28 protein-coding genes are annotated in these 24115 nt (G+C 59.5%); 20 read left to right on the forward strand and 8 right to left on the reverse strand.

The window, feature by feature from the left end; translation table 11 throughout:
* Position 1 precedes the first annotated feature (1 nt).
* Positions 2–460 (reverse strand): YqaA family protein, encoded by a 459-nt coding sequence (locus tag ACSBLW_RS17035; protein ID WP_435257790.1) that lies wholly within the window; start codon positions 458–460, stop codon positions 2–4.
* A gap of 87 nt (positions 461–547) precedes the next feature.
* A complete protein-coding gene (locus ACSBLW_RS17040; protein ID WP_435257791.1) occupies positions 548–1123 on the reverse strand; it encodes an NYN domain-containing protein in 576 nt (191 codons plus the stop codon).
* Between the two features lie 153 nt (positions 1124–1276).
* On the opposite strand from ACSBLW_RS17040, the gene folK reads away from it, so the two are divergent.
* From folK to ACSBLW_RS17095, 11 genes are all read left to right on the forward strand, one after another.
* Complete coding sequence (gene folK, locus ACSBLW_RS17045; RefSeq protein WP_435257792.1) at positions 1277–1846, forward strand: 2-amino-4-hydroxy-6-hydroxymethyldihydropteridine diphosphokinase; 570 nt, start codon at positions 1277–1279, stop codon at positions 1844–1846.
* A gap of 73 nt (positions 1847–1919) precedes the next feature.
* Positions 1920–2273: a DNA-directed RNA polymerase subunit omega gene (rpoZ, locus tag ACSBLW_RS17050; protein WP_435257793.1), complete on the forward strand. Its 354-nt coding sequence runs from the start codon at positions 1920–1922 to the stop codon at positions 2271–2273.
* A 25-nt stretch (positions 2274–2298) separates the two neighbouring features.
* Positions 2299–4416, forward strand: a complete 2118-nt coding sequence (locus ACSBLW_RS17055) for a RelA/SpoT family protein (RefSeq protein ID WP_435257794.1) — start codon at positions 2299–2301, stop codon at positions 4414–4416.
* Positions 4417–4453: 37 nt separating this feature from the next.
* Positions 4454–5122: a DUF2062 domain-containing protein gene (locus ACSBLW_RS17060; protein ID WP_435257795.1), complete on the forward strand. Its 669-nt coding sequence runs from the start codon at positions 4454–4456 to the stop codon at positions 5120–5122.
* 92 nt (positions 5123–5214) lie between these two features.
* Positions 5215–5964, forward strand: coding sequence for a pyridoxine 5'-phosphate synthase (locus ACSBLW_RS17065; protein WP_435257796.1), 750 nt, complete (start codon positions 5215–5217; stop codon positions 5962–5964).
* A gap of 130 nt (positions 5965–6094) precedes the next feature.
* The gene (locus ACSBLW_RS17070; RefSeq protein ID WP_435257797.1) at positions 6095–6544 is read left to right on the forward strand and encodes a hypothetical protein; all 450 of its coding nucleotides are present in this window, start codon (positions 6095–6097) and stop codon (positions 6542–6544) included.
* A gap of 4 nt (positions 6545–6548) precedes the next feature.
* Positions 6549–6959, forward strand: a complete 411-nt coding sequence (acpS, locus tag ACSBLW_RS17075) for a holo-ACP synthase (protein WP_435257798.1) — start codon at positions 6549–6551, stop codon at positions 6957–6959.
* 86 nt (positions 6960–7045) lie between these two features.
* Entirely contained in the window at positions 7046–7834 is a 789-nt protein-coding gene (gene lepB, locus ACSBLW_RS17080; RefSeq protein ID WP_435257799.1) for a signal peptidase I, read from the forward strand.
* A gap of 7 nt (positions 7835–7841) precedes the next feature.
* Positions 7842–8528, forward strand: coding sequence for a ribonuclease III (rnc, locus tag ACSBLW_RS17085; RefSeq protein ID WP_435257800.1), 687 nt, complete (start codon positions 7842–7844; stop codon positions 8526–8528).
* Positions 8525–9445, forward strand: coding sequence for a GTPase Era (era, locus tag ACSBLW_RS17090; RefSeq protein ID WP_435257801.1), 921 nt, complete (start codon positions 8525–8527; stop codon positions 9443–9445). The genes rnc and era overlap by 4 nt, the downstream gene beginning before the upstream one ends.
* Before the next feature lie 90 nt (positions 9446–9535).
* Positions 9536–9868, forward strand: a complete 333-nt coding sequence (locus ACSBLW_RS17095; RefSeq protein WP_435257802.1) for a DUF1491 family protein — start codon at positions 9536–9538, stop codon at positions 9866–9868.
* Positions 9869–9872: 4 nt separating this feature from the next.
* On the opposite strand, the gene ACSBLW_RS17100 is transcribed toward ACSBLW_RS17095, so the two are convergent.
* Both ACSBLW_RS17100 and ACSBLW_RS17105 read right to left on the reverse strand, forming a co-directional pair.
* Positions 9873–10103, reverse strand: a complete 231-nt coding sequence (locus tag ACSBLW_RS17100; protein ID WP_435257803.1) for a hypothetical protein — start codon at positions 10101–10103, stop codon at positions 9873–9875.
* 80 nt (positions 10104–10183) lie between these two features.
* Entirely contained in the window at positions 10184–10786 is a 603-nt protein-coding gene (locus ACSBLW_RS17105; protein ID WP_435257804.1) for a Pr6Pr family membrane protein, read from the reverse strand.
* A gap of 87 nt (positions 10787–10873) precedes the next feature.
* Here ACSBLW_RS17105 and recO point away from each other — a divergent pair, with 87 nt between their 5' ends.
* The 3 genes from recO (at position 10874) to rpiB (ending at position 13423) form a co-directional block, all read left to right on the forward strand.
* Entirely contained in the window at positions 10874–11617 is a 744-nt protein-coding gene (recO, locus tag ACSBLW_RS17110; RefSeq protein ID WP_435257805.1) for a DNA repair protein RecO, read from the forward strand.
* Positions 11618–11685: 68 nt separating this feature from the next.
* Positions 11686–12903 carry an MFS transporter gene (locus tag ACSBLW_RS17115; RefSeq protein WP_435257806.1) on the forward strand — a complete coding sequence of 406 codons (1218 nt, stop codon included), beginning with the start codon at positions 11686–11688 and terminating at the stop codon, positions 12901–12903.
* Positions 12904–12979: 76 nt separating this feature from the next.
* On the forward strand, positions 12980–13423 hold the full coding sequence (gene rpiB / locus ACSBLW_RS17120; RefSeq protein ID WP_435257807.1) for a ribose 5-phosphate isomerase B: 444 nt from the start codon (positions 12980–12982) through the stop codon (positions 13421–13423).
* Here the strand turns inward: rpiB and ACSBLW_RS17125 are convergent.
* The 3 genes from ACSBLW_RS17125 to ACSBLW_RS17135 form a co-directional block, all read right to left on the reverse strand.
* Positions 13420–14325 carry an AEC family transporter gene (locus tag ACSBLW_RS17125; RefSeq protein ID WP_435257808.1) on the reverse strand — a complete coding sequence of 302 codons (906 nt, stop codon included), beginning with the start codon at positions 14323–14325 and terminating at the stop codon, positions 13420–13422. The two genes, rpiB and ACSBLW_RS17125, sit on opposite strands and share 4 nt — an antisense overlap.
* A gap of 49 nt (positions 14326–14374) precedes the next feature.
* Positions 14375–15187, reverse strand: coding sequence for an alpha/beta fold hydrolase (locus tag ACSBLW_RS17130; RefSeq protein ID WP_435257809.1), 813 nt, complete (start codon positions 15185–15187; stop codon positions 14375–14377).
* A gap of 133 nt (positions 15188–15320) precedes the next feature.
* Positions 15321–16985: an acyl-CoA dehydrogenase family protein gene (locus ACSBLW_RS17135; RefSeq protein ID WP_435257810.1), complete on the reverse strand. Its 1665-nt coding sequence runs from the start codon at positions 16983–16985 to the stop codon at positions 15321–15323.
* A 177-nt stretch (positions 16986–17162) separates the two neighbouring features.
* Here ACSBLW_RS17135 and ACSBLW_RS17140 point away from each other — a divergent pair, with 177 nt between their 5' ends.
* On the forward strand, positions 17163–17942 hold the full coding sequence (locus ACSBLW_RS17140) for a sulfite exporter TauE/SafE family protein (RefSeq protein WP_435257811.1): 780 nt from the start codon (positions 17163–17165) through the stop codon (positions 17940–17942).
* A 59-nt stretch (positions 17943–18001) separates the two neighbouring features.
* Here ACSBLW_RS17140 and ACSBLW_RS17145 read toward each other — a convergent pair whose 3' ends face one another.
* Positions 18002–19600: a phosphoenolpyruvate carboxykinase gene (locus ACSBLW_RS17145; RefSeq protein WP_435257812.1), complete on the reverse strand. Its 1599-nt coding sequence runs from the start codon at positions 19598–19600 to the stop codon at positions 18002–18004.
* Between the two features lie 362 nt (positions 19601–19962).
* Between ACSBLW_RS17145 and ACSBLW_RS17150 the strand changes: the two genes are divergently transcribed.
* Genes ACSBLW_RS17150 through ACSBLW_RS17170 form a run of 5 tightly spaced genes read left to right on the forward strand, consistent with a single transcriptional unit; the run spans position 19963 to position 24113 of the window.
* Entirely contained in the window at positions 19963–20664 is a 702-nt protein-coding gene (locus tag ACSBLW_RS17150; protein WP_435257813.1) for a response regulator transcription factor, read from the forward strand.
* Positions 20661–22346 carry a sensor N-terminal transmembrane domain-containing protein gene (locus tag ACSBLW_RS17155; RefSeq protein WP_435257814.1) on the forward strand — a complete coding sequence of 562 codons (1686 nt, stop codon included), beginning with the start codon at positions 20661–20663 and terminating at the stop codon, positions 22344–22346. The genes ACSBLW_RS17150 and ACSBLW_RS17155 overlap by 4 nt, the downstream gene beginning before the upstream one ends.
* A 15-nt stretch (positions 22347–22361) precedes the next feature.
* Positions 22362–22778: an HPr kinase/phosphorylase gene (locus tag ACSBLW_RS17160; protein WP_435257815.1), complete on the forward strand. Its 417-nt coding sequence runs from the start codon at positions 22362–22364 to the stop codon at positions 22776–22778.
* Between the two features lie 10 nt (positions 22779–22788).
* Positions 22789–23721, forward strand: a complete 933-nt coding sequence (gene rapZ / locus ACSBLW_RS17165; RefSeq protein ID WP_435260148.1) for an RNase adapter RapZ — start codon at positions 22789–22791, stop codon at positions 23719–23721.
* Positions 23718–24113, forward strand: a complete 396-nt coding sequence (locus ACSBLW_RS17170) for a PTS sugar transporter subunit IIA (RefSeq protein ID WP_435257816.1) — start codon at positions 23718–23720, stop codon at positions 24111–24113. Before rapZ ends, ACSBLW_RS17170 begins: the two co-directional genes overlap by 4 nt.
* Positions 24114–24115: the final 2 nt, after the last annotated feature.

Here is a 24115-nt window from a genome sequence, read left to right on the forward strand (position 1 = left end):
GTCAGGGCGCGGCCGCACCGAACCAAAGCTGCATCACTCCGGCGCCTGCCAGCGCGACAGCGATATATCGAAGTGTCTTGGCCAAGGCGACCAAAGCCAAGAACCGTGTGAACGGAACGCGCAGCATCCCGGACAAGGCCACGATCACATCGCCTCCGGGCGCCCAGCTTAACAGCAGTGACCAAAGCCCCCAGCGCTGAAACCATGCTTCGGCGCGGGCCATTTGCTCGGGCGTTACTGGAAACCAGCGCGATGTCCGCGCGCCGCCCAGCCCGCGGCCAACGGCATAGGTCACGCAGGAGCCCAGCGTGTTGCCCACCGAGGCAAAAAGGACCAGAAGCCAGGGCGAAAAGTCACCGCTGGCCTGAATGGCCAGAAAGACCACTTCGGACTGAAAGGGCAGGGGAGTTGCAGCCAAAAAGGCGGCCAGAAACAGACCCAGCAACGAAGCAGATGCCATTGAACCCCCGATCAGACTGCTGCGGGGCATAGCTCAGGTGGGGTGGGGCAGCAATGAAAAGAGGCGCCTTTCGGCGCCCCTTTGTGATTACTTGTAGTCGACCATCTGCTCTTCCCGCTCCATCTGGCGCGGGTCACGAGGGGGGCGGCCGATGACATCGCGCAACTCATCCAGTTCGATGAAATTATCGGCCTGGCGGCGCAATTCGTCGGCAATCATCGGCGGCTGGCTGCGAATAGTCGACACGACCGAAACGCGGACACCCTGACGCTGAAGGCTTTCGACCAATGGGCGGAAATCCCCGTCGCCCGAGAATAGCACGATATGGTCAACGCGCGGTGCCAGTTCCATGGCATCGACGGTCAGTTCGATATCCATGTTGCCTTTCACTTTACGGCGACCTTGGCTGTCTGTGTATTCCTTGGCCGGCTTCGTCACCATGGTGAACCCGTTGTAATGCAACCAGTCCACCAGCGGGCGGATCGGCGAATACTCGTCGTTTTCCAGCAAGGCTGTGTAGTAGAATGCGCGCAGCAACTTTCCCCGACGCATGAACTCTTGACGCAGCAATTTATAGTCGATGTCAAAACCAAGTGACTTTGCTGCGGCGTAGAGATTGGACCCGTCTATGAACAGCGCGAGCCGCTCGTCTTTGTAAAACATGTATTTTCCCCTCAAAATTTTGCGCGTCTTCTGAGGTCACCGTGAGTGGTGTGAGTGGTGTAATGGCCTAAGAAAATGCGCTAGATAACAAATAAGCGTCACAGGTCTTTGCGGCAAGCGGCGCTATACGGAAGAGATGGGGCACAAATTCGAATGTCAAAGACCGTCCTAACAGCGTTCGGCGGAAACGCGCCATTCGGAGATATGCAGCCCCGTGACACGATCGTGGCGGCACTGAATATGCTTTCGCGATTCGGGGTCGAGGTCCAGCATCTTAGTCCGTTCTATCACACGACCTGCTTTCCGGTCGGCGCTGGGCCGGATTATGTGAACGCCGCTGCCGTGCTGTCGGTGCCAGACGACATGCCTCCCCACCGTCTGTTGGAAATCTTGCATCAAGTCGAGGCGGACTTGGGTCGCCTGCGAGAGAAGAGATGGGGCGCGCGCACCATCGACATCGACTTGCTGGCCGTCGATGACGTGATCTTGCCAGATGTGGCAAGCCATGCGCTTTGGCGCAATCTGCCTTTGGCAGAGCAGCAGCAGCGGGCGCCGGACACCTTGATCCTTCCTCACCCCCGCATTCAGGACCGCGCTTTTGTGCTGGTGCCCCTTGCGGACGTCGCCCCGGACTGGCGTCATCCGGTGCTTGGAACCACTGTGGCGCAGATGCTGGCTGCGCTTCCAAAGCAAGATCGCGCAGAAGTGCGGCTTTTTCCCTGAACTTGGGGTTGTCAAGTCCTTTCATCACGCGTAGATAGGCGCTTCCCTTACCCCAGACCTACTGGAGTCGCTTATGGCCCGCGTGACGGTTGAAGATTGCGTTGACAAGGTTCCGAACCGGTTCGAACTGGTTATGCTTGCTGCCCATCGGGCACGCGAAATCCAGTCGGGTTCGCCGCTGACGATCGAGCGCGACAACGACAAGAACCCGGTTGTCGCTCTGCGTGAGATTGCCGAAGAGACGCAATCGGCAGAGGTCCTGCGCGAACGCATGATCGAAAGCCACCAGACCCAGATCGAGGTGGACGAGCCGGAAGATGACCAGATGGCTCTTCTGATGTCGGGTGAGATCGACCGCCCGATGCAGGACGACATGTCAGAAGAAAAACTCCTCCGCGCGCTTATGGAAGCGCAAGGCGAGAACTGAGTTCAGGGGTCGGCCAAGGGCGAACATGATCGACGTCGAAGACCTGATCGCCCTTGTTCGGAATTATAACCCGCGTACCAATGCAGACCTGATCCGCAAGGCCTATGTCTATGGCATGGCGATGCACGAAGGCCAGTTCCGCAAGTCGGGCGAACCCTATTTCAGCCACCCGATCGCTGTTGCGGCCATTCTGACCGAGCAACGGCTTGATGATGCGTCGATCATCACGGCGCTGCTGCATGATACGATCGAAGACACCCGGTCTACCTATTCCGATATCGTAGAGAAGTTTGGTGAAGAAATCGCCGAACTGGTCGATGGCGTGACCAAGCTGACCAATCTTCAGCTTTCCTCGACCGAGGCCGTTCAGGCCGAAAACTTCCGCAAGCTCTTTATGGCCATGTCCAAAGACCTTCGTGTGATCTTGGTCAAGCTGGCCGACCGTCTGCACAACATGCGCACAATCAAATCGATGCGGGTGGAAAAGCAGGCGCAAAAGGCGCGCGAGACAATGGAAATCTATGCGCCGCTTGCGGGCCGCATGGGTATGCAATGGATGCGCGAAGAGCTGGAAGACCTTTCCTTTAAGGTGCTGAATTCCGAGGCGCGCAATTCCATCATCCGCCGTTTCCTGACCTTGCAACGGGAATCAGGCGATGTGGTCCACAAGATCACCGCCGATATCCGCGCCGAGTTGGACAAGGTCGATATAGACGCAACGGTCTATGGTCGCGCGAAAAAGCCCTATTCGATCTGGCGTAAGATGCAGGAGAAAGACCTCGCTTTCTCGCGTCTCTCAGACATTTACGGCTTTCGCGTGATCTGCGAGTCGGTCGCTGATTGCTACCGCATTCTTGGCGTCATCCACCAACGCTGGCGGGCGGTGCCGGGCCGGTTCAAGGATTATATCAGCCAGCCAAAATCCAACGGGTATCGCTCGATCCACACCACGGTTTCAGGCCGTGATGGCAAGCGTGTCGAGGTGCAGATCCGGACCCGTGAAATGCACGAAGTGGCCGAAGCCGGGGTTGCCGCGCATTGGTCCTATCGCGAAGGTGTGCGCGCGCAAAACCCGTTTGCGGTTGATCCGGCACGCTGGATTGCTGGCCTGACCGAACGCTTTGACGAAACCGACCATGACGAGTTTCTTGAGCATGTGAAGCTCGAGATGTATTCGGATCAGGTCTTCTGCTTCACACCGAAGGGCGATGTGATCCAGTTGCCGCGGGGCGCGACGCCTTTGGATTTCGCCTATGCGATCCACACCCGAATCGGCAATTCAACCGTGTCGGCCAAGGTCGATGGCATCCGCGTGCCACTTTGGACCCGGTTGAAAAACGGTCAGTCGGTCGAAATCATCACCGCCGAAGGCCAGCTTCCGCAATCCAGTTGGACCGACATTGTCACGACAGGTCGCGCCAAGGCCGCGATCCGCAAATCGCTGCGCGAAGAAGACCGCACCCGGTTCATCAAGCTGGGTCAGGAATTGGCGCGCGCGTCCTTTGACCATGTTGGCAAGAAATGCACGGACAAGGCGCTGCGGACCGCTGCCAAGATGATGGGGCTGAATGACGAGCAGGATCTGTTGGCGCGGCTTGGCTCTGCGGAACTGACGGCCCGGCGCGTTGTGGAAACGCTCTACCCCGAACTCGCGCGCTCGGACCTGCCCGAGGTCGATGGCGCCCGGCCGGTCGTTGGCCTGTCCGACAACCAGACCTTCCGGCGTGCGCCCTGCTGCCAGCCGTTGCCGGGAGAGCGCATTGTCGGCATTACCTATCGTGGCAAAGGCATTGTCGCCCACACCATCGACTGCCCCGCCTTGGCCGAATTCGAAGACCAGACCGAACGCTGGGTCGATCTGTCATGGCATTCCGGGCGTCATGCGGCGGTGAACACCGTGACAATCGAATTGACGATTGCGAACGACGCCGGTGTGCTGGGCCGCATCTGCACCCTGATCGGCGAACAAAAAGCCAATATCTCGGATCTGACTTTCACCGACAGAAAGCCAGATTTTTACAGGCTTTACATTGACGCCGACCTAAGGGATGTCGAACATCTGCATATGGTCATGACCGCGTTGGAGGCAGAGACGGACGTCGCTCAGGTGTCGCGTCACCGGGATATGACACGAAAGCCCTAAACGGGGGCAAACCCAAGGGGGAAGGGGAGGGGCCGAGGTGGTCTTCAGGCGGCGCAACAAGCGCACGATCCTTGAATGGCTTTACCCGCGGGGCGGATGGCTTCGTGCGGCCAATTATGTGTGGCACCGTCTGACGCGATTGCCCGACCCGCCACACCGGATTGCACGCGGAGTCTGGGCCGGGGTCTTCATCTCCTTCACACCCCTGTTCGGATTTCATTTCTTCGGCGCGGCGCTCATCGCCTTTCTGATGCGGGGCAATATCCTTGCCTCGATCCTTGCCACCTTCTTTGGCAACCCCGTGACCTTTCCCTTGATCGCCTTTGGGTCGGTCGAACTGGGGCATATCCTTCTTGGCACCGGTCAAGAGGCCGTGCCGCCCAGCCAGATTTTGTCGGCCTTTGCCTATGCGGGCGGCGAGGTCTGGAACAACATCCTTGCCATATTTACCGCGGACCACGCAAAATGGTCGCATCTGCGCCATTTCTACTATGGCCTTTTCAAGCCCTATCTGATCGGCGGGATCATCCCCGGCATCATTGCGGCCACCGTTTGCTATTACATCAGCCTGCCCATGATCTCGGCCTATCAGGCCCTGCGGCAGAAACGCCGTCGGGCGCGGGTGGAAAAACTGCGCCACCTTGCCGCGCAACGTCTGCGCAATGCGCGCCCGACCCAAGCCGATGAGGAAGCGGGCCAAGGTTAGTCCACAGCCTGTATCAGGCACAATTCAAGGGCTGGCGGAGCCTGCCAAATCCCGTAAACTCATGCAGCGTTAAGAAATTTGGGGATTTCACGATGTCCAACGGTAAACTCCGCCTAGGGGTCAACATTGACCATGTCGCCACCCTGCGGAATGCGCGGGGTAGCGCGTGGCCAGACCCCTTGCGCGCAGCGCTTCTGGCCGAAGCGGCTGGGGCCGATGGCATCACCGCCCATCTGCGCGAAGACCGCCGCCACATCCGCGATGCTGACATGGTGGCGCTGAAGGCGGGCATCGGCATTCCGCTGAATTTTGAATGCGCCGCGACCGACGAGATGGCCAAGATCGTGCTGCAAACCCGTCCCCATGCGGTGTGTCTTGTCCCTGAACGGCGCGAAGAGCGCACGACGGAGGGCGGGCTTGATGTTGCGGGCGATCTGCCGCGCCTGACCGAATATCTGAAACCGCTGCGGGACGCAGGCTGCCGGGTCAGCATGTTCATCGGCCATGATCCGCGCCAGATCGAGGCTTCGGCCAAGATGGGGGCCGCTGTGGTTGAGTTGCACACAGGCCATTACAGCGACCTTCATGCCGAAGGCCGCGACGCCGAAGCTGAGGCCGAACTGGAAGCGCTGCGCCGCGGGGCCGCAATGGCAGATCAGCTTGGGCTAGAGGTCCATGCGGGCCATGGCCTGACCTTTGAGAACGTGGCCCCTGTGGCCGCAATCCCGCAGGTGATGGAGTTGAATATCGGCCATTTCCTGATAGGTGAGGCAGTCTTCATGGGCCTTGGCCGCGCGATCGAAGAGATGCGGCGTCGGATGGATGCGGCTCGGGCCGGGTAAGGTCCCAATAATGCCCCCCGTAAGCGCCTCCCACCCGCCCACCCCGGCACTTTCGGTGGGCGGCAGCCGCAGTCTTGAAAGCCCCTGCTGAAAGCCGTTACCCTGCCGCAATATCCGCAAGGTTGCCCCGATGCTTCGTACTGCCCTCTTTGCTGTTCTTATGGCGCCTCTCTGGCCCGCCGCTCTTGCCGCACAAGAGGTGGGGGAATGTGACTGGCGCGCCTCTGCGGCCAATCTGGCCGAGCCTTGGGAAGAGAACACCCGCGTCTACGCCAATGGCGCGGTGCGTCTTGCCGTGATCGACACGGTGGAACCTGCCGCCGCTGCGTTTCATCTGTTGATCCTGTCGCCCCCGCTTGACGAATTGGGTCTGCCTCAATGCCGCCTGCTTTCTGCCGCAGGCGGCAGTGGTTTTGCCGCGCTGTCCCTCGACGGCATGGAAGCGGGCTATGATCCCGCCACAGGGCTGAACTTTGTCTTGGCCTCCGGGCGTTACACGGCGGAAGGTCTGGTTGTGCCAACCACGCTTTCCGTCACGCTCAATCAGGCCACTGGCCAGATCACCGGCCAGTTGGATTGATCCGATGATCCTTGGCATCGGTTCGGATCTTGCGAATATCGAACGGATCGAGGCCGTTCTGGCCCGCCATGGCCAGCGGTTCAAGGACCGCGTCTTTACCGAACGCGAACAGAAAAAGGCCGAGGGTCGCCCCCGCGCCATTGCCGCCACCTATGCCAAACGCTGGGCCGCGAAAGAAGCCTGCTCCAAGGCGCTTGGCACCGGGTTGCGGATGGGCATTTCATGGAAAGACATGGCGGTCTCAAACTTGCGTACGGGACAGCCGGTAATGGCGGTCACCGGATGGGCCGCCGAGCGCCTGAAGTCGATGACGCCCGAAGGTCATGAGGCGGTGATTCATGTCACTTTGACAGACGACCATCCTTGGGCGCAGGCTTTTGTCGTGATCGAGGCGCGTCCGATCCCAAAAGGGTGAGCCTCGCTCGCTTGACTCGCGGGGCAAGCGGGCGCATGTAGCGGCGCGGCCCAAGGGCCGGGGAAAAGGCAAGGAAACGGGCAAATATGGCTAGCAAGGCAAAGAACGAAGGCGGGCTTGTCGAAACCGTCAAGACCATCGTCTATGCGCTTTTGATCGCGGGCGTTTTCCGTACCCTGTTCTTCCAGCCCTTCTGGATCCCTTCGGGCAGCATGAAGGACACGCTGCTGATCGGCGATTTCCTGTTTGTGAACAAGATGGCCTACGGCTATTCGCAGTTCTCTTGCCCCTTCGGCATCTGCCCCTTCTCGGGCCGCATCCTGTTTTCCGAACCAGAGCGCGGCGATGTCGTGGTGTTCCGTCATCCCGTCAACGGGTCAGATTTCATCAAGCGCCTGATCGGCTTGCCGGGCGATACCGTTCAGATGAAGAATGGCGTCCTCTATCTGAACGGCGAAGAGGTCAAACAAGAGTCGGCGGGCGTGTTCGAGGAAGTGTTCGACCAGCAAGGCCCGATGCGGAACCTGCCGCGGTGTGAAAATGGCCCCGTCGGCCAGGGCGAGATTTGCAAGAAGTCGCGGGCTCGCGAAACCCTTCCGGGCGGGCGCACCCATGACATCCTGAATATCGACACCAATGGTTCGGGCGACAACACCGATGTCTTTACTGTGCCAGCGGGCCATTACTTCTTCATGGGCGACAACCGCGACAACTCGATGGACAGCCGCTTTGCACAAGCCGCAGGTGGTGTAGGCTTTGTCCCTGCTGATCACCTGATCGGCCGCGCCGACCGGATCATGTTCTCCTCGGCCGGCAAGTCGATGCTGTTCTTCTGGACATGGCGTTCAGATCGCTTCTTCAAGGCGGTGGATTGATCGGGACATGCGGCTTTCGGCGGATCTCAAGTCATTCGAGACGCGCATCGGACATGTGTTCGGGCGCAGCGAACTTCTGATACGCGCCGTTACCCATTCCTCCATCGGCACCGCGACCCGGCCTGACAACCAGCGGCTGGAATTCCTAGGCGACCGGGTGCTGGGTCTGGTCATGGCCGAGGCCATGCTGGCCCAAGATCGCGAAGCCAGCGAAGGCCAGTTGGCTCCGCGTTTCAACGCGCTTGTGCGCAAGGAAACCTGTGCCGAGGTGGCCCGCGAAATCGGCTTGGGCGATGTGCTGAAACTGGGCCGCAGCGAAATGCTAACCGGCGGACGTCGCAAGGAAACCCTGCTGGGGGACGCGATGGAAGCCCTGATCGCGGCCGTCTATCTGGATGCAGGTTTCGAGAAGGCGAAAGCCTTTGTCCTGAAACTTTGGGGTGATCGCGTCTATCAGGCGGAATCCCGCATCCACAATCCAAAATCGGCACTTCAGGAAAAGACGCAAGGTCTGGGCCTGGGCCTGCCAATCTACACCGAGGTCGGACGTTCCGGCCCGGATCACCAACCGATGTTCACGGTCGAGGTCCGCTTGGACAACGGCATGACGGCGCGCGCCAAAGCGGCCGGCAAACGCGCGGCAGAAGCCGCCGCCGCCGAAGCCCTGCTGGCGCAGATGGAGAAAGAAGAATGACCGAAGACATGACCCGCGCGGGCTTTGTGGCCCTGATCGGTGAACCCAACGCGGGCAAGTCGACGCTGCTCAATCGCATGGTCGGGGCCAAGGTCTCGATCGTGACGCATAAGGTTCAGACCACCCGCGCCCGTATCCGCGGTGTGGCGATGGAAGGCCAAAGCCAGATCGTCTTTGTCGACACGCCGGGCCTCTTTCGCCCGCGCAGGCGTCTGGACCGTGCCATGGTCAAGGCGGCGTGGGGCGGGGCAGCAGATGCCGATATCGTGGTGCTGTTGATCGAGGCGCATCGCGGGCTGACCGAGGGCGTGCAGGCGATCATCGACCGCATCGCCGAGGAAATGCCAAAGGGCAAGCCGGTGGCGCTCGCCATCAACAAGATCGACCGTGTAAAGGCCGAAGTCCTGCTCGCGCTGACGCAAAAGATGAACGAAGCCTTCCCCTTTGTGAAAACCTTCCTGATCTCGGCGGAGCGGGGCCATGGCGTGCAGGACTTGCGCGAATGGCTGGCCTCTGAACTGCCCGAAGGCCCGTGGTATTACCCCGAAGACCAGATCGCCGATCTTCCGATGCGGATGATCGCGGCGGAAATGACCCGCGAAAAGCTGACCCTGCGCCTGCATGAGGAATTGCCCTATCAGCTGACGGTCGAGACCGAGAAATGGGAAGACCGCCCCGATGGCTCGACCCGGATCGACCAGATCGTCTATGTCGCCCGCGATGGCCACAAGGGTATCGTCCTTGGCCATAAGGGCGAGACGATCAAGCAGATCGGCCAGCAGGCGCGCGCAGAGATTGCCACCTTCCTTGACCGTCCGGTGCATCTGTTCCTGACCGTGAAAGTGCGCGAAAACTGGCTGGACGAGGCCGAGCGCTATTCGGAAATGGGCCTAGATTTCAAAGACGGCGATGCCTGAGGCGTTTTGCCGACGGGGCGGGCGACCTCGGGGGGCATCGAGCCCCCTCTCGGTCGCGTTGCCACGGAAGGCTGACAGGGCGGCGCGCATATGGCACGGCTGACCACGCGGTTCTGGGTGGATGCCTATCTGGCCCGTCTTCGCCTTGCCGATATCCCGGCCTTTGTCGTGGCGCATGGCGATGACACCGCAGGGGCCGTTCTGGTGAAACTGGCGACCCTGGACGGCCAAGCCTGCCTTTACCAACGCAGCTATGACCTTTCGACCGGCGACCGGGTTTGGACGACCCTGACCAAAGGGGCCGAACCAGAGGTCGACGCGGCCATCACCCGTCAACGCGGCTTTGACCCCGATCTTTGGGTCATCGAGGTCGAAGACCGCCACGGACGCAGCTTGCTGGACCAAGAGGGCTTGTCGGCCTGAAAACCTAACCTTTGGCGTTCTCTGCAACCTGTCTTTTGCGGATCACATCCATCTTGTATTGATACCGCGCCACCAAATGCCAAAGAATGCCGATGCCGACCAAGCCTGCCCCCGCAAGCAGGAGTTCCAGCGCATTTGGCACATCGAACAGATCCAGCATGGTCAGCGCAGCGGGCACCATCCCGACAACAAGCAAAAGAAGCGCGCCTTTCGGCATGACATAGCCTTGGGTCATGAAAATCACCTTTCGTCAAATCCTGCGCAAGCTACGCCTTGCCGTCGTCTTTTCAACTGAAAAGGGCTGTCATCCGGCGGTCAGCGACGCGATCCCAAAATCCGCGCCATTCCGCAAAGCAATGTTCCGAAAAGTGCAAAAACAATAACCAGCCCGGCAATATTCAGGGCAACCTGACCTGCACCGAATTTCGCGACATCCAGAAAGAAATAGGGATAGCGGGTTTCGGCCAAGCCGCGCAGCATCGCGACGACACAGTAAATCACTGGCCAGATCAGCCAATAGGGGATGTCCGCCAACCGCACGGTTCGCGGCGCATAGGCCAGCCACCACAGAACCATCGCCACCGGCACAAAGGCGTGCATCAGGAAATCCGTCAGCCATGACGCGCCTTGCAGCGGCACTTCGGGGGCCAGCAGGATTTGATAGACCAGACCCACCATCGCGATGTTCAGGGCCGCTGTTCCCAGCCAACCCAGCCCCACGCGCCGCCCGCCAGCCTCGGCCAGCATCAAGACGGCCACCAGAAGGTTGGTCCAGATCGTGAAATAGCGCAGCAGGTCCCAAGCGCGTGGCAGCCAAGGCTCCAGACCCGGCTTGTCGCCATTCAGCGCGAATTGACCAAAGACCCCGGCCATGGCGGCAAGGGCAAGACTCAAGGAAAGGATGCGGCGCAGGGTCATGCAGTGATCAGGCACATTGCAGACCACTCTGGCAACACCGTCCTTGCGTCACTTGCCAAATCCAGCCGCCAAGGGCATCGTCCGCGCATGGAATGGCGCGACGAAGGGGTGCTTCTCGCCACGCGCCCGCATGGCGAAAGCTCGGCAATCATCGAAGTCCTGACCGCCTCGCATGGGCGGCACCTCGGCGTTGTCCGGGGCGGTGCCTCACGCCGGATGGCGCCCAACCTGCAACCGGGCACCCAACTCGCCGTGACATGGCGGGCAAGGCTTGATGAACATATCGGGGCCTTCTCGGTTGAACCCGTCCGGTCTCGTGCCGCTGTTCTGGAAGACCCGCTTGCGCTTGCGGGCCTGACTTCGGTCTGCGCGCTCTTGCATCTCACGCTGCCCGAGCGCGATCCGCACCCCGGCCTTTATGGCCAGACCATTTCTCTCTTGGATGATGTCGCCAAAGGGGAACCGTGGCTTGGCCCCTATCTGCGGTGGGAACTCGCGCTGCTGGAAGAGATCGGCTTTGGCCTTGACCTCTCCTCCTGCGCCGTCACCGGCTCACGCGAGGATCTGGCCTATGTCAGCCCGCGCACCGGTCGCGCCGTCAGTCGGCAGGGCGCGGGTGACTGGGCGCCGAAACTTTTGCCTCTGCCACTGGCCTTGATGGGGCAGGGGCCTGTCAGCCATGCCGAGGCTGCGCAAGCACTCGACCTGACGGGCCATTTTCTTCTGCGGGAACTGTCCGACCGGTTGCCCGCAGGCGCTTTGCCCGAGGCGCGGGCGCGCCTGCTGGCCCGCTTGCGCCGGGCCAGTCCGGATCGGTCTGGCGCGCAATAAATCCATATGCGACGCAGAATGTCGCCCTTGGCCCAGACGGCACGGATGGCTGGGGTCCAGATAAGCCCATGGCTACTCGATACATTCCGCTTTTTCTCAAGCATTCTCCTACTCCCCGCGTCCAGAGTTTCGCGCTTCTCGCCGGGATGGAGGCAACCGTCCGGGGTACCCTGATCTCGGCTATGCCGCTGGCCGTCTACGACGCGCTGGGCAGCGCCGAAGGCACATCAGCTGCCTATTTCGCGGCAGGCCTTGTGTCGCTGATCTGGGGGCTTTTCGTGCCTTGGGGCACGCGGTTCATCCCCCGGCGCTGGATGTATTCCTTGGGCTGCGGGCTTTATCTGGGCGGCATGGTGCTCGCGATCCTTGGCCAGACCTGGTCGCTGCCCTTGGCCCTGATGATGCTGGCCATGGCCACGGCCACCACATTCGTCTGCCTCAACGCCTACGTTCTGGATTACATCGACCGCCAGAACCTTGGCCGCAACCAGTCGATGCAGATGGTCTTTGCCGCCGGGCCTTGGGCCGTAGGGCCGCTGTTCGGGGTCTGGCTGCGCTCGGTCTGGGCGCCCTTGCCCTTCCTCGTCGCCGGAGCTTTCGCCATCGCGCTTCTGACCGTTTTCTGGATCCTGCGCCTTGGCAATGGCAAGCAGATCACCCGCGCCAAAGGCCCCGCCGCCAACCCGCTGGCCTATCTGGGCCGCTTCTTCCGCCAACCCCGCCTGATCGCGGGCTGGCTCTTCGCCGTGGTCCGCTCCTGCGGCTGGTGGGTCTATGTCGTCTATCTGCCCATCTTTTGCGTCGAATCCGGGCTGGGCGACAAGGTCGGCGGCATGGCCCTGTCGGTCTCGAACTCCTTGCTCTTTGCCTCACCCTTCATCCTGCGCCTTGTCCGCCGCCATTCCGTCCGCACCGGCGTCCGCACCGCCTTTGCCGCCTGCTCCGCCCTTTTCCTCGCCGCGGCCCTCGTCTCGCCGCTGCCATGGCTCACGGTGGCGGCCTGCATGGCGGCCTCGGTCCTCCTCGTCACGCTCGACGTCGTCGGCGGTCTGCCCTTCCTCATGGCCGTCAAACCCTCGGAACGCACCGAAATGTCGGCGGTCTATTCCAGCTTCCGCGATGTCTCGGGCATCCTGACGCCGGGGGCCGCATGGATGGTCTTGCTGATCGCCCCGCTGCCCGGCATCTTTGCCGCCGCCGCGGCGGCAATGGGCGCCTGCTGGTATATTGCCGGACGGCTTCACCCGCGCCTTGGCGTCATGCGCCCGTCCCGCGGTAAGCCCTAGGACAACGCGCCAAATTGACAGCCGCGCGCCCATCTGATCCAAGGCCCCCAACCACAGCCTGACCGGAGCCAAAGCCATGTCGACACGCATCGTTCTGTCCAGCGACCACGCCGCCATTCCGCTGCGCCAAGCCATTGCGGCCCATCTCTCGGCCAAGGGCTTTGCGGTGCAAGACATCGGCCCTACCACCCCGGAAAGCACCCATTATCCCAAGCATGGCGAAGCCGCCGCCCGCATCGTGGCCAATGGCGAGGCGGATCTGGGCATCATCGTTTGCGGCACGGGCCAAGGCATCATGATGGCCGCGAACAAGGTAAAGGGCATCCGCTGCGGCGTTTGTTCTGATACGTTCTCGGCCCGCATGATCCGCCAGCACAACAACGCCAACATGCTGTCGCTGGGCGCCCGCGTCGTCGCCGAAGGTCTGGCGCTCGACATCGTCGACGCCTTCACGGGCGCCGAGTTCGAAGGCGGCCGCCACGCCGACCGCGTGAACATGATCACCGCGATCGAAGGCTAAGGCAGGCCCGCCAGCCCCAGCACAAGTGGAATGGTCACCAGCGCGGCCAAGGTCTGTGCGGTGATCAAACCCGCCATGAACGGCCCGTCGCCACCCAATTGCCGCGTCAGAATATAGGCTGTCGGCGCGGTTGGAATCGCGGAAAACAAGACCAGCACCAGCGTTTCTGCCGGGGGCAGACCCATGACCCCGGCACAAAGGGCCGCCAGTCCCGGCATCAGCAGCAGCCGCGCGAAAGACGTGGCAAACAATGCCACGAAATCCCGACGTGAGACCACGGGCTGCAAGGCGGCGCCCACACTCAAAAGCCCCAGAGGCAAACTGCCTTGCGCCATCAGGGTAAAGAACTGTTGGCTGCCAAAAGGCAGGCCGATACCCGTCACAGCAAGAAATGCCCCAACGATACACCCCAGAACCAACGGGTTCAGCGCAACCTGTCGCACCATGACCATTGGTCGCCGCCACGCGCCTTCTTCACTCAGTGCAAGGATGGCCAGCACATTCACCATTGGCACCGCAATCGCCAGATAAACGGCGGCGCGCTCAATCGCCTCGGTTCCCCCAAGTGCCGCCAAGATCGCCATGCCCAGATAGGTGTTGAACCGCAAGACGCCCTGTAGAACGGGGCCGAACCGGGCGGCTGGCATCGGGCGCAACGCCTTGGCCAAGTACAAAAGCCCCGCGCCAATAAGCAGCACAAGGATCGCAGCCAGCCCAAGGCGCAGCAATGTGGGGTCATGCAAAGGGGCGCGGGCAAGGCTGGAAATCAGCAGGGCAGGGAACAGCACGAAGTAGTTCAGCCGTTCTGCCGCCGACCAGAACTCGGCGGAAAATATCCCGATGCGTCGCAACCCAAAACCCAGACAAATCAGGGCAAAGATCGGCCAAATCACAACCAGCATCGAAACCCACTCCGAAACGTACCTTGGCCTCGGGGCCGAAAATTAACGCTCACAATGACAGGCTCAGGGCCTCGGCAATCGCCTTGGCCAATCCTTTGGGGTTTTCCCCTGCCATCGAATGCCCTGCCTGCGGAACCGTCAAAATCCGCACATCGCTGCCCCGCAACACATCTTCGGCCGCGTCGGGCAGGCTGTTCTCTCCAAAAATAAAGGATTTTATCCCCTTGCGTGCCTTCAGCCTTGTGCCCCAATCCGGATCACGCCCCTGAACCAAAGAGGCCGCGCTGCGATAGACGGCCAAGGGCAGGGCGTGGCGCATCATCGTGGCCCAATCCAGATTGCCACCCCGCTCTGCAATGGAGATAACCCGCTCATGCCCCGCGGTCAGATAGGTGTCTTCGCCCATTTCTGCGATGGCACGGCTAAATTGCCCCCCGCCGCTGTTCAGGTTGGCCTCTGACAGGATCAGGTTTTCAACGCGCTCGCCCAGCAAATCGGCAATTTCAATTGCAATACTGCCACCCATGCTATGGCCGTAAAGGCAGATGCGGGGCAGGTTCAGCCTGTCGACCAAGGCCGCAACGGTCTTGGCATGGGACAAGATGGCATAGTCAAAGGCTTCTGGCTGGTCGCTATAGCCAAAGCCCAAAAAGTCGATCAGCAGGCAACGCCGTCCTGCAAGGGTTGGGTCATTCGCGATGGCCGGGTATTGAAAACTGCTGGCACATCCCAGGCCGTGCAGCATGACCAAAGGCGCGCCGCCGCCCTGCCCAATATCCAGATAACGCAGCCGCGCACCTGCCACGCTCGTTTCAAATGAAAGCACGGTAAAGCCTGCCAGTTTCATCACGATACAGGGCACAGGGGCATCCCATGCCCGCATTGTCAATCGCCGAAACGCGGGGAAGTGTTAAAGCCCGGTAAATTTGAAACCGGAACCCATTGATTTTATTGTAAATAAAAAGCGTCCCCGACGGGGACGCTCTGATTTTCGCTTAGTCCAGCAAGCGGCGGGCGATGACTTGGGCCTGAATTTCGGCCGCGCCCTCAAAAATGTTCAAGATGCGGGCATCGCACAAAATGCGGCTGATCTGATATTCAAGGGCAAAGCCATTGCCGCCATGAATCTGCAGCGCATTATCCGCACAAGCCCAGGCGACGCGCGCGCCCAGCAGCTTCGCCATCCCCGCTTCCAGATCGCAACGCTTGTCATGGTCTTTTTGCCAGGCGCTGAAATAGGTCAGCTGCCGCGCCACCATGATCTCAACCGCCATCATCGCCAGCTTCCCGGCAACGCGCGGGAATTCGATCAGCGATTTGCCGAACTGCTTGCGATCCTCGGCATAATCCATCCCCACATCCAACGCCGACTGGGCAACCCCAATCGCGCGGGCCGCGGTTTGAATACGGGCCGATTCAAAGGTCTGCATCAACTGCTTGAAGCCCTGACCCTCGACGCCGCCAAGCAGGTTTTCACCTTTCACTTTGAAGTCGTCGAAATTGACCGTGTATTCTTTCATGCCGCGATAGCCCAGCACTTCGATCTCACCGCCGGAAAGGCCAGGATCAACGAAAGGCGTCTCATCCGTGCCGGGGGTTTTCTCGGCCAAGAACATCGACAGGCCACGGTAATCAGTGGTGTCCGGAACCGTGCGCGCAAGAACGGTCATCACATGGGTCCGGGCGGCATGGGTGATCCAAGTCTTATTGCCCGAGATGATCCACTCATCCCCTTCTTTGCGACCACGGGTCCGCAAGCTGCCCAAGTCCGACCCGGTGTTCGGCTCGGTGAACACGGCTGTCGGCAGGATCTCCCCGCTGGCCAGTTTCGGCAGCCACTGTGCCTTTTGCTCGGGCGTTCCTCCGCACAAGATCAGCTCTGCGGCGATCTCAGAACGTGTGCCCAAGGAACCTACGCCGATATAGCCACGAGAGAGTTCTTCAGACACGACAACCATGCTGGCTTTGGACAGACCAAAGCCGCCGAATTCCTCAGGAATAGTCAGACCAAAAACACCCATCTCAGCCAATTGGGTGATGATCTCCATCGGGATCAACTCATCCTTCAGGTGCCATTCATGGGCATGGGGTTTGACCTGATCTTCGGCAAAACGGCGGAACTGCTCGCGGATCATTTCCAGTTCGTCTTCCAGCCCCGTCGCGCCAAAGGTCGCATTGGCGCGGCTGTCGCGCATCAGGGCAACCAAGCGGGCGCGGGCGGCGGCGGTGTTCCCTTGGGCCATAAGGGTTTCCACCGCCGCGCCACGGGTGCCAGAGGACAGGCCAAGATCCTGCAAGCGCGCGACCTCTCCCTGGCTCATGGGGATGCCCCCATGGATCTGGTTCAGATATTCCCCGAAAGCGATTTGCAGGATCAGGGCCTCGGTTTCGCCAAACTTGCCTTCGGCCGCCAAGCGATCCGCCCAGGCCTGAATCTGGACAAGCGATTCACGATAAGTTGCCAACCAGGAAAGGGCATGAGCCGCGAACTGATGTTCCTCCATCGCCGCAGCAGAGACCTTTCCGCCGACGGTGACCGCCGCGCGCAGGTTTTCACGGCCTTGCGTGAAAAGCGCCTCGACCTCTGGCAAGGCGGCGGTTGTCAGTGTGGTCAGGTCCGCCAAAAGCGGCGTTGCGAGCGTTTGTCCATCATGGGCCATTGCGCGATTCCTATTCTTGGATTCTGCGGGTGCATTGTGGCTAACCCTTTTGCAGCTGCAGCGCAACATAATTTCAAAGAAGTTACCACCAAGGTTCTAAAGTGTCGCAACCAGATTTTTCCCGGCAGGTCGATTTTGCTTCTTTCCTTTGCCGCCCGGGACGGCGAAAAAACGAGGATGATCGAAACCTTTGCTTCATTTGTTGGGCTACCTGTCCAGTTCATTCTGATCAGTCTTGCTGTCACTCTTTTCGCGGGTTTCGTGAAAGGTGCCGTCGGATTTGCGATGCCTTTGATCATGATCTCAGCTTTTTCCAGCTTTCTGCCGCCAGAACATGCGCTGGCTGGGCTGATCTTGCCGACGCTGATTACAAATCTTAGCCAAGCCTTTCGTCAGGGTATCGCTGCGGCGAAGGATACGGCGCTAGAATTTCATCGCTTTATCATCGGCACAGTGGTCTTCATTCTGATTTCCGCACAGATATTCGAGCATATCCCAAGACTGGCGTATCTCTTGTTGTTGGGCATTCCGGTGACCGCCTTTGCTGCGTTGCAGCTGGCCGGGTTGCCCTTGGCCCTGCGATTGGAGCACCGCAACCGGGCCGAATGGGCCTTGGGGATCGTTGGGGGGCTTTATGGCGGTGTTTCTGGCATTTGGGGGCCGCCCTTGCTGGTCTATCTTTTGTCGACGGGTGTCGAGAAGCAAAAGATGATCCGGGCGCAGGGCGTGATCTTTCTGATCGGGTCGATCGCTCTGCTGTCCGCACATCTTGGAACTGGGTTGATGGCCGACGGCCGTTTGGTGTTCTCGGCGCTGTTGGTCATTCCCGCGCAGATCGGTATGGCCATAGGGTTCCGCTTGCAGGATCGCTTGCCGCAGAACCGGTTTCGCAAAATCACGCAAGCGTTGCTGGTGGTTTCCGGGCTGAACCTTGTTCGTCAGGCTCTTTTTGGATAGCGCACAAAAAAAAGCCCCCGCGCCGGGACGCAGGGGCCATTGATCTTGTTCTGCCGGGCTTAGCCGATGGCAGCAGCCTTTACGTCATCATTGATGAAGGGCACGTACTGGCCGAAATTGTCGGCAAACATCGAGACCAGCTTGGCGGCCTGCGCATCGTAGGCAGCCGGATCGGCCCAAGTGCTGCGCGGGTTCAACAGGGCGGTGTCAACGCCATGTGCTGCCACTGGAACCTCGAACCCGAAGTTTGCGTCCTTGCGGAATTCGGCGTTGTTCAGCGAGCCATCCAGAGCGGCAGTCAGCAAAGCGCGGGTTGCCTTGATCGGCATACGCTTGCCCGTGCCATAGGCCCCACCCGTCCAGCCGGTGTTGACCAGCCAGCAGGTGGCACCCGTTTTAAGGATCTTTTCCTGCAACAGCTTGCCATAGACTTCCGGGCGGCGAGGCATGAATGGCGCACCAAAGCAGGTCGAGAAGGTCGGCTGCGGCTCGGTAATGCCACGCTCGGTTCCAGCGACTTTCGAGGTGAAACCGGACAGGAAGTGGTACATCGCCTGTGCAGGCGACAGTCTGGCGATCGGGGGCAGAACACCGAAGGCGTCACAGGTCAACATGACAACATGCTTGGGGTTGCCGCCAAGCGCCGTCGCCGATGCGTTGGAGATTGCTTCCAACGGATAGGCGCAACGGGTGTTGTCGGTCAGGCTGTTGTCGGTGAAGTCGAGTTCCAGCGTTTCCGGATCATAGACCATGTTTTCGATGACCGTGCCAAAACGCGAAGTGGTCGCGTAGATCTCAGGCTCGGCCTCTGCGTTCAGATTGATGGTCTTGGCATAGCAGCCACCTTCGAAGTTGAAGATGCCGCGATCTGACCAGCCGTGTTCATCGTCGCCGATCAACGTGCGGTCAGGGCTTGCCGACAGCGTGGTTTTGCCAGTGCCAGAGAGGCCGAAGAAGACAGCTGCATCAACCGGGTTGCCGATGGCGTGGTTGGCCGAGCAATGCATGGCCATGACGCCTTTGCCGGGCAGGATATAGTTCAGGATGGTAAAGACCGACTTCTTGTTTTCACCAGCATAGGCGGTGTTGCCGATCAGAACGGTCTTTTCATCAAAGTTCAGGGCGATCACTGTTTCCGTGCGGCAGCCGTGCTTGGCCGGATCGGCCTTGAACGACGGGCAGTTGATGATCGTCCATTCAGGGTCGAAGCTGTCCAATTCTGCGCGGTCGGGGCGGCGGAGAAGGTGCCGGATGAAAAGACCGTGCCACGCCAGTTCGGTGACAACCCGCACGTCCAGACGATGGACGGGGTCGGCGCCGGCATAAAGGTCTTGGACATAGTAGTCGCGACCTTTCATGTGCTCCAGCATGTCAGCTTTCAGTCGGGCAAAGGCATCTGGCGCCATCGGCGCGTTGTTTTCCCACCAGATCGTGTCTTCGACGGCTTTGGTGCGAACCACGAACTTGTCTTTGGGAGAACGGCCTGTGAATTGGCCTGTTGTGCAAAGGAAAGCGCCTCCCTTGCCCAGACGGCCCTCACCGCGCGAAACGGCGGCTTCCACCAATGCAGGTTCAATGAAGTTGTAATAGACGTTGCCCAGTCCGGTAATGCCTTGAGTGTCGAGGGTGCGGTTTGGGTTCACGCGTCCGTTGGTCATCCTGCAAGCTCCCGATGCCGCGCCTGTTCGTGCGCGGATGTTGTCGGTCAGAATTCGGTATGCCCCTCAAAGGGATACCGGAAGCGGCCCCGGGCCAATGGGGTGCCTCAATGGCCCTATAGCACAGCGAAGTCAGATCGGAACAGGACGCTTTGGCACAGTTAGCGCAACCAATGTCAGTTTAGCGCAATCAAGTTTCGCCAAGACCAGAATGTGAGGCAAATTAGCCATTGCTTGGCAGTTTTATTGCGACATTCGGGGTGGAATCGAACTGATTCGCACTTCTCTGTTGATTCTCTGGCGCGGAAACCTGACAATTGTGGCAAAAATTGTGAGTATGGGCAGATATAAGGAAACTCACCATGGCAAGGATCGCCCTTGTTGACGACGACAGGAATATCCTGACGTCAGTGTCAATGACTCTCGAGGCCGAAGGGTTCGAGGTTGAAACCTATAATGACGGTCAGTCGGCCTATGATGCGTTTACGCGCCGTATGCCTGATATGGCTGTGCTGGATATCAAGATGCCGCGTATGGACGGTATGGATCTGCTGCAGCGCATTCGGCAGAAAACCTCGATGCCGGTGATCTTCCTGACCTCGAAAGATGATGAAATCGACGAGGTTCTGGGGCTGCGTATGGGCGCCGACGACTATGTGAAAAAGCCGTTCAGTCAGCGGCTTTTGGTCGAGCGTATCAGGGCATTGTTGCGCCGTCAGGACGCGATCGCAACCGGTGAGGTGGCCGTTACCGAAGAGACTAAGATCATGGAGCGCGGGCATCTTCGGATGGACCCTCTGCGCCACTCGGTCACTTGGAAAGGGCAGGATGTATCACTGACCGTCACCGAGTTCATGCTGCTTCAGGCATTGGCGCAGCGTCCCGGTTTCGTCAAAAGCCGCGACCAGCTTATGGATGTGGCCTATGATGATCAGGTCTACGTCGATGACCGGACTATCGACAGCCACATCAAACGCTTGCGTAAGAAGATGCGGTCTGCGGACGATGAATTCTCTGCGATCGAGACGCTTTACGGCATCGGCTATCGTTACAACGAAACATGACAACCATGCCGCAGATTGGCGGAGCTGACAGCCAAAAGACACAAGGCAGCGGCCTGATCCTCGGTGAGGATTGGGTCTCGTCCAAGGGACAATCTGACCATGCGGAACGCGCGGCCATCGGTCGGCGCGGCTTGGTCTCTTTGAAACGGTCACCATTGGCCCGCAAGATCATCGTGTTCAACCTGATGGCTCTGGTTGTGCTTGTTGCGGGTGTGCTGTTTCTGAACCCGTTTCGCGACAGTCTTGTGACGCAACGAGAGCAGGGTTTTGTGACCGAAGCCCGTTTGCTGTCGGGGGTGGTAGAGGCGCGACTGTCCGCACCGCAGACGGCGACAACGAATAAGGTTCTGGACCGGGTGAGTATCAGCCCGGGTGCGAAGGCCATCGTTTTTAACCCCTCCGGCGTCATTGTTGATGAGATTGCGAGCCCAGCCAGCGGTCAGGCTGAGAAGGACCGCTCGACCGTGATTACGGGCTTTCTCAACTTCTTGTGGTCCAAAGCGTCCCAACTTTTTTCAAGTGATGGCGCACAGGGTGGGCCTGTTGACGCGGAAACCTTGGCGCGGGCTTTGTTCGAGCGCGCGCTGCGGGGGGAAACTGTCGTCAACTTGGGCAATGGTCCTTCTGGTGGCGCGCTTTTCTCTGTAGCAACGCCGGTGGTGCGCGATGGGGCTGTTCTGGGCGTTGTTGCCCTGATCAGCGCCGAAGGTGAAATCGACGCTCTGGTTCGCAACGAGCGGGAACAGATACTTCAGATGTTCCTGCTGGCACTTATGGTGTCTATCGGCCTCAGCTTGGTTCTGGCTTCGACCATCGCGAACCCGCTTTCGGACCTCGCAGCTGCGGCCGAGATTGGGCAAGATCCTGAGACGCGCAAAATGCAGCCCGGACGTGTTCGTATTCCTGACCTAACCGCCCGGCCTGACGAAATTGGCCGCCTTTCCGTTGCCCTGCGCGGCATGGTTGCAGCCCTTTACGATCGCATTGACGCGAACGAACAGTTCGCAGCCGACGTTGCTCATGAAATCAAGAACCCCCTTGCCAGTCTGCGGTCTGCAGTCGCCTCTATGCATGTGGCCAAGCGTGACGATCAGCGCATCCGCCTGCTAGAGGTGATTGACCATGACGTGCGCCGGCTTGACCGCCTTGTCAGTGACATCTCGAATGCGTCCCGTCTGGATAGTGAACTGGTCAAAGAGCAGGAGGAAGAGTTTAACCTCACCAAGACCTTGACCAATCTTTGCGAATATCTGGGCCAGCAAGCGAGTGAAAAGGGCGTTGAACTGATCACCGATTTCCCGACAGACCCTATTCGTATCAATGGTCTTGAGGCCCGGTTGGCGCAGGTTTTCGTTAACCTGATTACCAATGCTGTCTCATTCTGCGAAGATGGTGATGCCGTTCGGGTTTGGACACGCAAGCGCGATAACCGCGTTCTTGTCGTTGTTGAAGATACCGGACCTGGCATTCCTGAGCAGGCTTTGACCAAGATCTTCAAGCGGTTCTATTCGGAACGACCAAAGAATGATTTTGGCAACAATTCTGGCTTGGGCCTGTCCATTTCCAAGCAGATCATCGAGGCGCATGGCGGTGTGATCTGGGCAGAAAACATCCGTCCGACAAATGCAGACGCCACGTCAGAACCTCTGGGAGCCCGCTTCGTGGTCGGTCTGCCGGTCTAAGCGGGGAAGACCTTGATGGAACAGCTTTTTCACGCTTCGACTGTCTCGATTGACGGTCGGGGCGTGATGATTTGTGGGGCCTCGGGTTCGGGGAAGTCTTCCTTGGCGCTGCGCCTGATGTCTATCGGTGCGCGCCTTGTCGCGGATGACCAAACCATGATCGAACAGCGTAATGATGGGCTTTGGGCAATGGCGCCAGGGCCTTTGCAAGGGATGATTGAGGCCCGCGGTGTCGGGCTCTTGAATGCACCCTTTCAAGAAGAGGTGCGGTTGTCTTTGGTTGTCGACTTGGACCTGCGTGAATCTGATCGGTTGCCGCCAAGGCGTGAACGGTGCCTTGCGGGCGTCAACCTGCCCCTTGTGCTGGGTCAGGGAACAGACCATTTTCCTTCGGCGATCCTTCATTTTGCGAGGCATGGAAGACGTGAGTGAAAGTGCCGTCATGACAAGTGCCGAAACCGATCGGGGCGACGGGACCAGTCTGGTTCTTGTGACCGGGCCTTCCGGAGCTGGGCGATCGACAGCTATCAAAGCCTTTGAAGACATTGGCTACGAAGTGATCGACAACCTTCCCATTAGCCTCGTGACACGGCTTGTCGAGGGGCAACCGGCGTCTCGACCAATCGCCCTTGGCATCGATGTTCGAAACCGTGATTTCAATGCGTCGACACTGATTGAACTCATAGACACGCTGACCCGCAATCCGAAGATCCATGTCGATGTTCTTTATCTTGATTGCCAGCCGTCAATCCTCATCCGTCGGTACAATGAGACGCGCCGTCGCCACCCTCTTGCGCCCGAGCAAAGCCCGGAAGAAGGGGTGGAGCGTGAGATCGACCTGTTGGGCCCGATCCGGGTGCGGGCTGACCATCTGATCGACACAACGGAATTGACTGTTCATGGATTGAAAGAGCAGGTCACCCGCTGGTTCGCACGCAGCAAGGGGCCAGGTCTTGCCGTATCCGTCGAAAGTTTCAGTTATAAACGCGGCTTGCCGCGCGGGTTGGATATGGTCTTTGACTGCCGGTTTCTTCGAAACCCGCATTGGGATGAAATGTTGCGTCCGCTGAACGGCAAGGATGCTGCGGTTGCCGAATACATTCAGAAAGACGCGAGATTCGCGGAATTCTGCCAAAGGGTGAAGGAAATACTGTTGTTTCTACTTCCAGCCCATAAGGAGGAAGGCAAGTCGCACCTTTCCATCGGATTTGGTTGTACCGGAGGGCAACACAGATCTGTGCTTATGGCGGAATTGATCGCCAATGCACTTGCAGAAAAAGGCTGGGCGGTGTCAAAACGTCATCGGGAAATGGAACGGCGCGCTCAGGCCTTGCCAAGTGCAGGGGCCTTCGCCAGCGGGGTAGGACACGCGTGATCGGCATCGTGATCGTGGCTCATGGGGGACTTGCCCGCGAATATCTCGCGGCAGTTGAGCATGTGGTGGGCCCGCAAACCCATATGCGCGCAATAGCTATAGAAGACGATCATGACAGGTCTGCGAAGCAGGCCGAGATTTGTGCCGCGGCCGATGCCGTCGACGGCGGCAAGGGTGTCGTGGTCGTGACGGATATGTTCGGCGGCTCGCCCTCCAATTTGTCCTTGATGGCCTGCTGCGGGCCAGAAAGAAGAATTGTCTACGGCGCCAATCTGCCGATGTTGATCAAGCTGACAAAGTCGCGCGAATTGCCGATTGCTGATGCGGTTGCAGTGGCCTTGGACGCCGGGCGCAAATACATCAATTGCTTGGATCTGGGCGAAGGAAGCTAAGG

The sequence above is a fragment of the Thioclava sp. FR2 genome, assembly GCF_051200875.1.
GTDB lineage: Bacteria > Pseudomonadota > Alphaproteobacteria > Rhodobacterales > Rhodobacteraceae > Pseudotabrizicola.

What these genes read in the sequence shown, in the direction of transcription:
- ACSBLW_RS17035 (WP_435257790.1), bottom strand. Translation starts at nt 460, where the DNA reads ATGGCATCTGCTTCGTTGCTGGGTCTGTTTCTGGCCGCCTTTTTGGCT.
- ACSBLW_RS17040 (WP_435257791.1), bottom strand. Translation starts at nt 1,123, where the DNA reads ATGTTTTACAAAGACGAGCGGCTCGCGCTGTTCATAGACGGGTCCAAT.
- folK (WP_435257792.1), top strand. Translation starts at nt 1,277, where the DNA reads ATGTCAAAGACCGTCCTAACAGCGTTCGGCGGAAACGCGCCATTCGGA.
- rpoZ (WP_435257793.1), top strand. Translation starts at nt 1,920, where the DNA reads ATGGCCCGCGTGACGGTTGAAGATTGCGTTGACAAGGTTCCGAACCGG.
- ACSBLW_RS17055 (WP_435257794.1), top strand. Translation starts at nt 2,299, where the DNA reads ATGATCGACGTCGAAGACCTGATCGCCCTTGTTCGGAATTATAACCCG.
- ACSBLW_RS17065 (WP_435257796.1), top strand. Translation starts at nt 5,215, where the DNA reads ATGTCCAACGGTAAACTCCGCCTAGGGGTCAACATTGACCATGTCGCC.
- ACSBLW_RS17070 (WP_435257797.1), top strand. Translation starts at nt 6,095, where the DNA reads ATGCTTCGTACTGCCCTCTTTGCTGTTCTTATGGCGCCTCTCTGGCCC.
- acpS (WP_435257798.1), top strand. Translation starts at nt 6,549, where the DNA reads ATGATCCTTGGCATCGGTTCGGATCTTGCGAATATCGAACGGATCGAG.
- lepB (WP_435257799.1), top strand. Translation starts at nt 7,046, where the DNA reads ATGGCTAGCAAGGCAAAGAACGAAGGCGGGCTTGTCGAAACCGTCAAG.
- rnc (WP_435257800.1), top strand. Translation starts at nt 7,842, where the DNA reads ATGCGGCTTTCGGCGGATCTCAAGTCATTCGAGACGCGCATCGGACAT.
- era (WP_435257801.1), top strand. Translation starts at nt 8,525, where the DNA reads ATGACCGAAGACATGACCCGCGCGGGCTTTGTGGCCCTGATCGGTGAA.
- ACSBLW_RS17095 (WP_435257802.1), top strand. Translation starts at nt 9,536, where the DNA reads ATGGCACGGCTGACCACGCGGTTCTGGGTGGATGCCTATCTGGCCCGT.
- ACSBLW_RS17100 (WP_435257803.1), bottom strand. Translation starts at nt 10,103, where the DNA reads ATGACCCAAGGCTATGTCATGCCGAAAGGCGCGCTTCTTTTGCTTGTT.
- ACSBLW_RS17105 (WP_435257804.1), bottom strand. Translation starts at nt 10,786, where the DNA reads ATGACCCTGCGCCGCATCCTTTCCTTGAGTCTTGCCCTTGCCGCCATG.
- recO (WP_435257805.1), top strand. Translation starts at nt 10,874, where the DNA reads ATGGAATGGCGCGACGAAGGGGTGCTTCTCGCCACGCGCCCGCATGGC.
- ACSBLW_RS17115 (WP_435257806.1), top strand. Translation starts at nt 11,686, where the DNA reads ATGGCTACTCGATACATTCCGCTTTTTCTCAAGCATTCTCCTACTCCC.
- rpiB (WP_435257807.1), top strand. Translation starts at nt 12,980, where the DNA reads ATGTCGACACGCATCGTTCTGTCCAGCGACCACGCCGCCATTCCGCTG.
- ACSBLW_RS17125 (WP_435257808.1), bottom strand. Translation starts at nt 14,325, where the DNA reads ATGCTGGTTGTGATTTGGCCGATCTTTGCCCTGATTTGTCTGGGTTTT.
- ACSBLW_RS17135 (WP_435257810.1), bottom strand. Translation starts at nt 16,985, where the DNA reads ATGGCCCATGATGGACAAACGCTCGCAACGCCGCTTTTGGCGGACCTG.
- ACSBLW_RS17140 (WP_435257811.1), top strand. Translation starts at nt 17,163, where the DNA reads ATGATCGAAACCTTTGCTTCATTTGTTGGGCTACCTGTCCAGTTCATT.
- ACSBLW_RS17145 (WP_435257812.1), bottom strand. Translation starts at nt 19,600, where the DNA reads ATGACCAACGGACGCGTGAACCCAAACCGCACCCTCGACACTCAAGGC.
- ACSBLW_RS17150 (WP_435257813.1), top strand. Translation starts at nt 19,963, where the DNA reads ATGGCAAGGATCGCCCTTGTTGACGACGACAGGAATATCCTGACGTCA.
- ACSBLW_RS17155 (WP_435257814.1), top strand. Translation starts at nt 20,661, where the DNA reads ATGACAACCATGCCGCAGATTGGCGGAGCTGACAGCCAAAAGACACAA.
- ACSBLW_RS17160 (WP_435257815.1), top strand. Translation starts at nt 22,362, where the DNA reads ATGGAACAGCTTTTTCACGCTTCGACTGTCTCGATTGACGGTCGGGGC.
- rapZ (WP_435260148.1), top strand. Translation starts at nt 22,789, where the DNA reads ATGACAAGTGCCGAAACCGATCGGGGCGACGGGACCAGTCTGGTTCTT.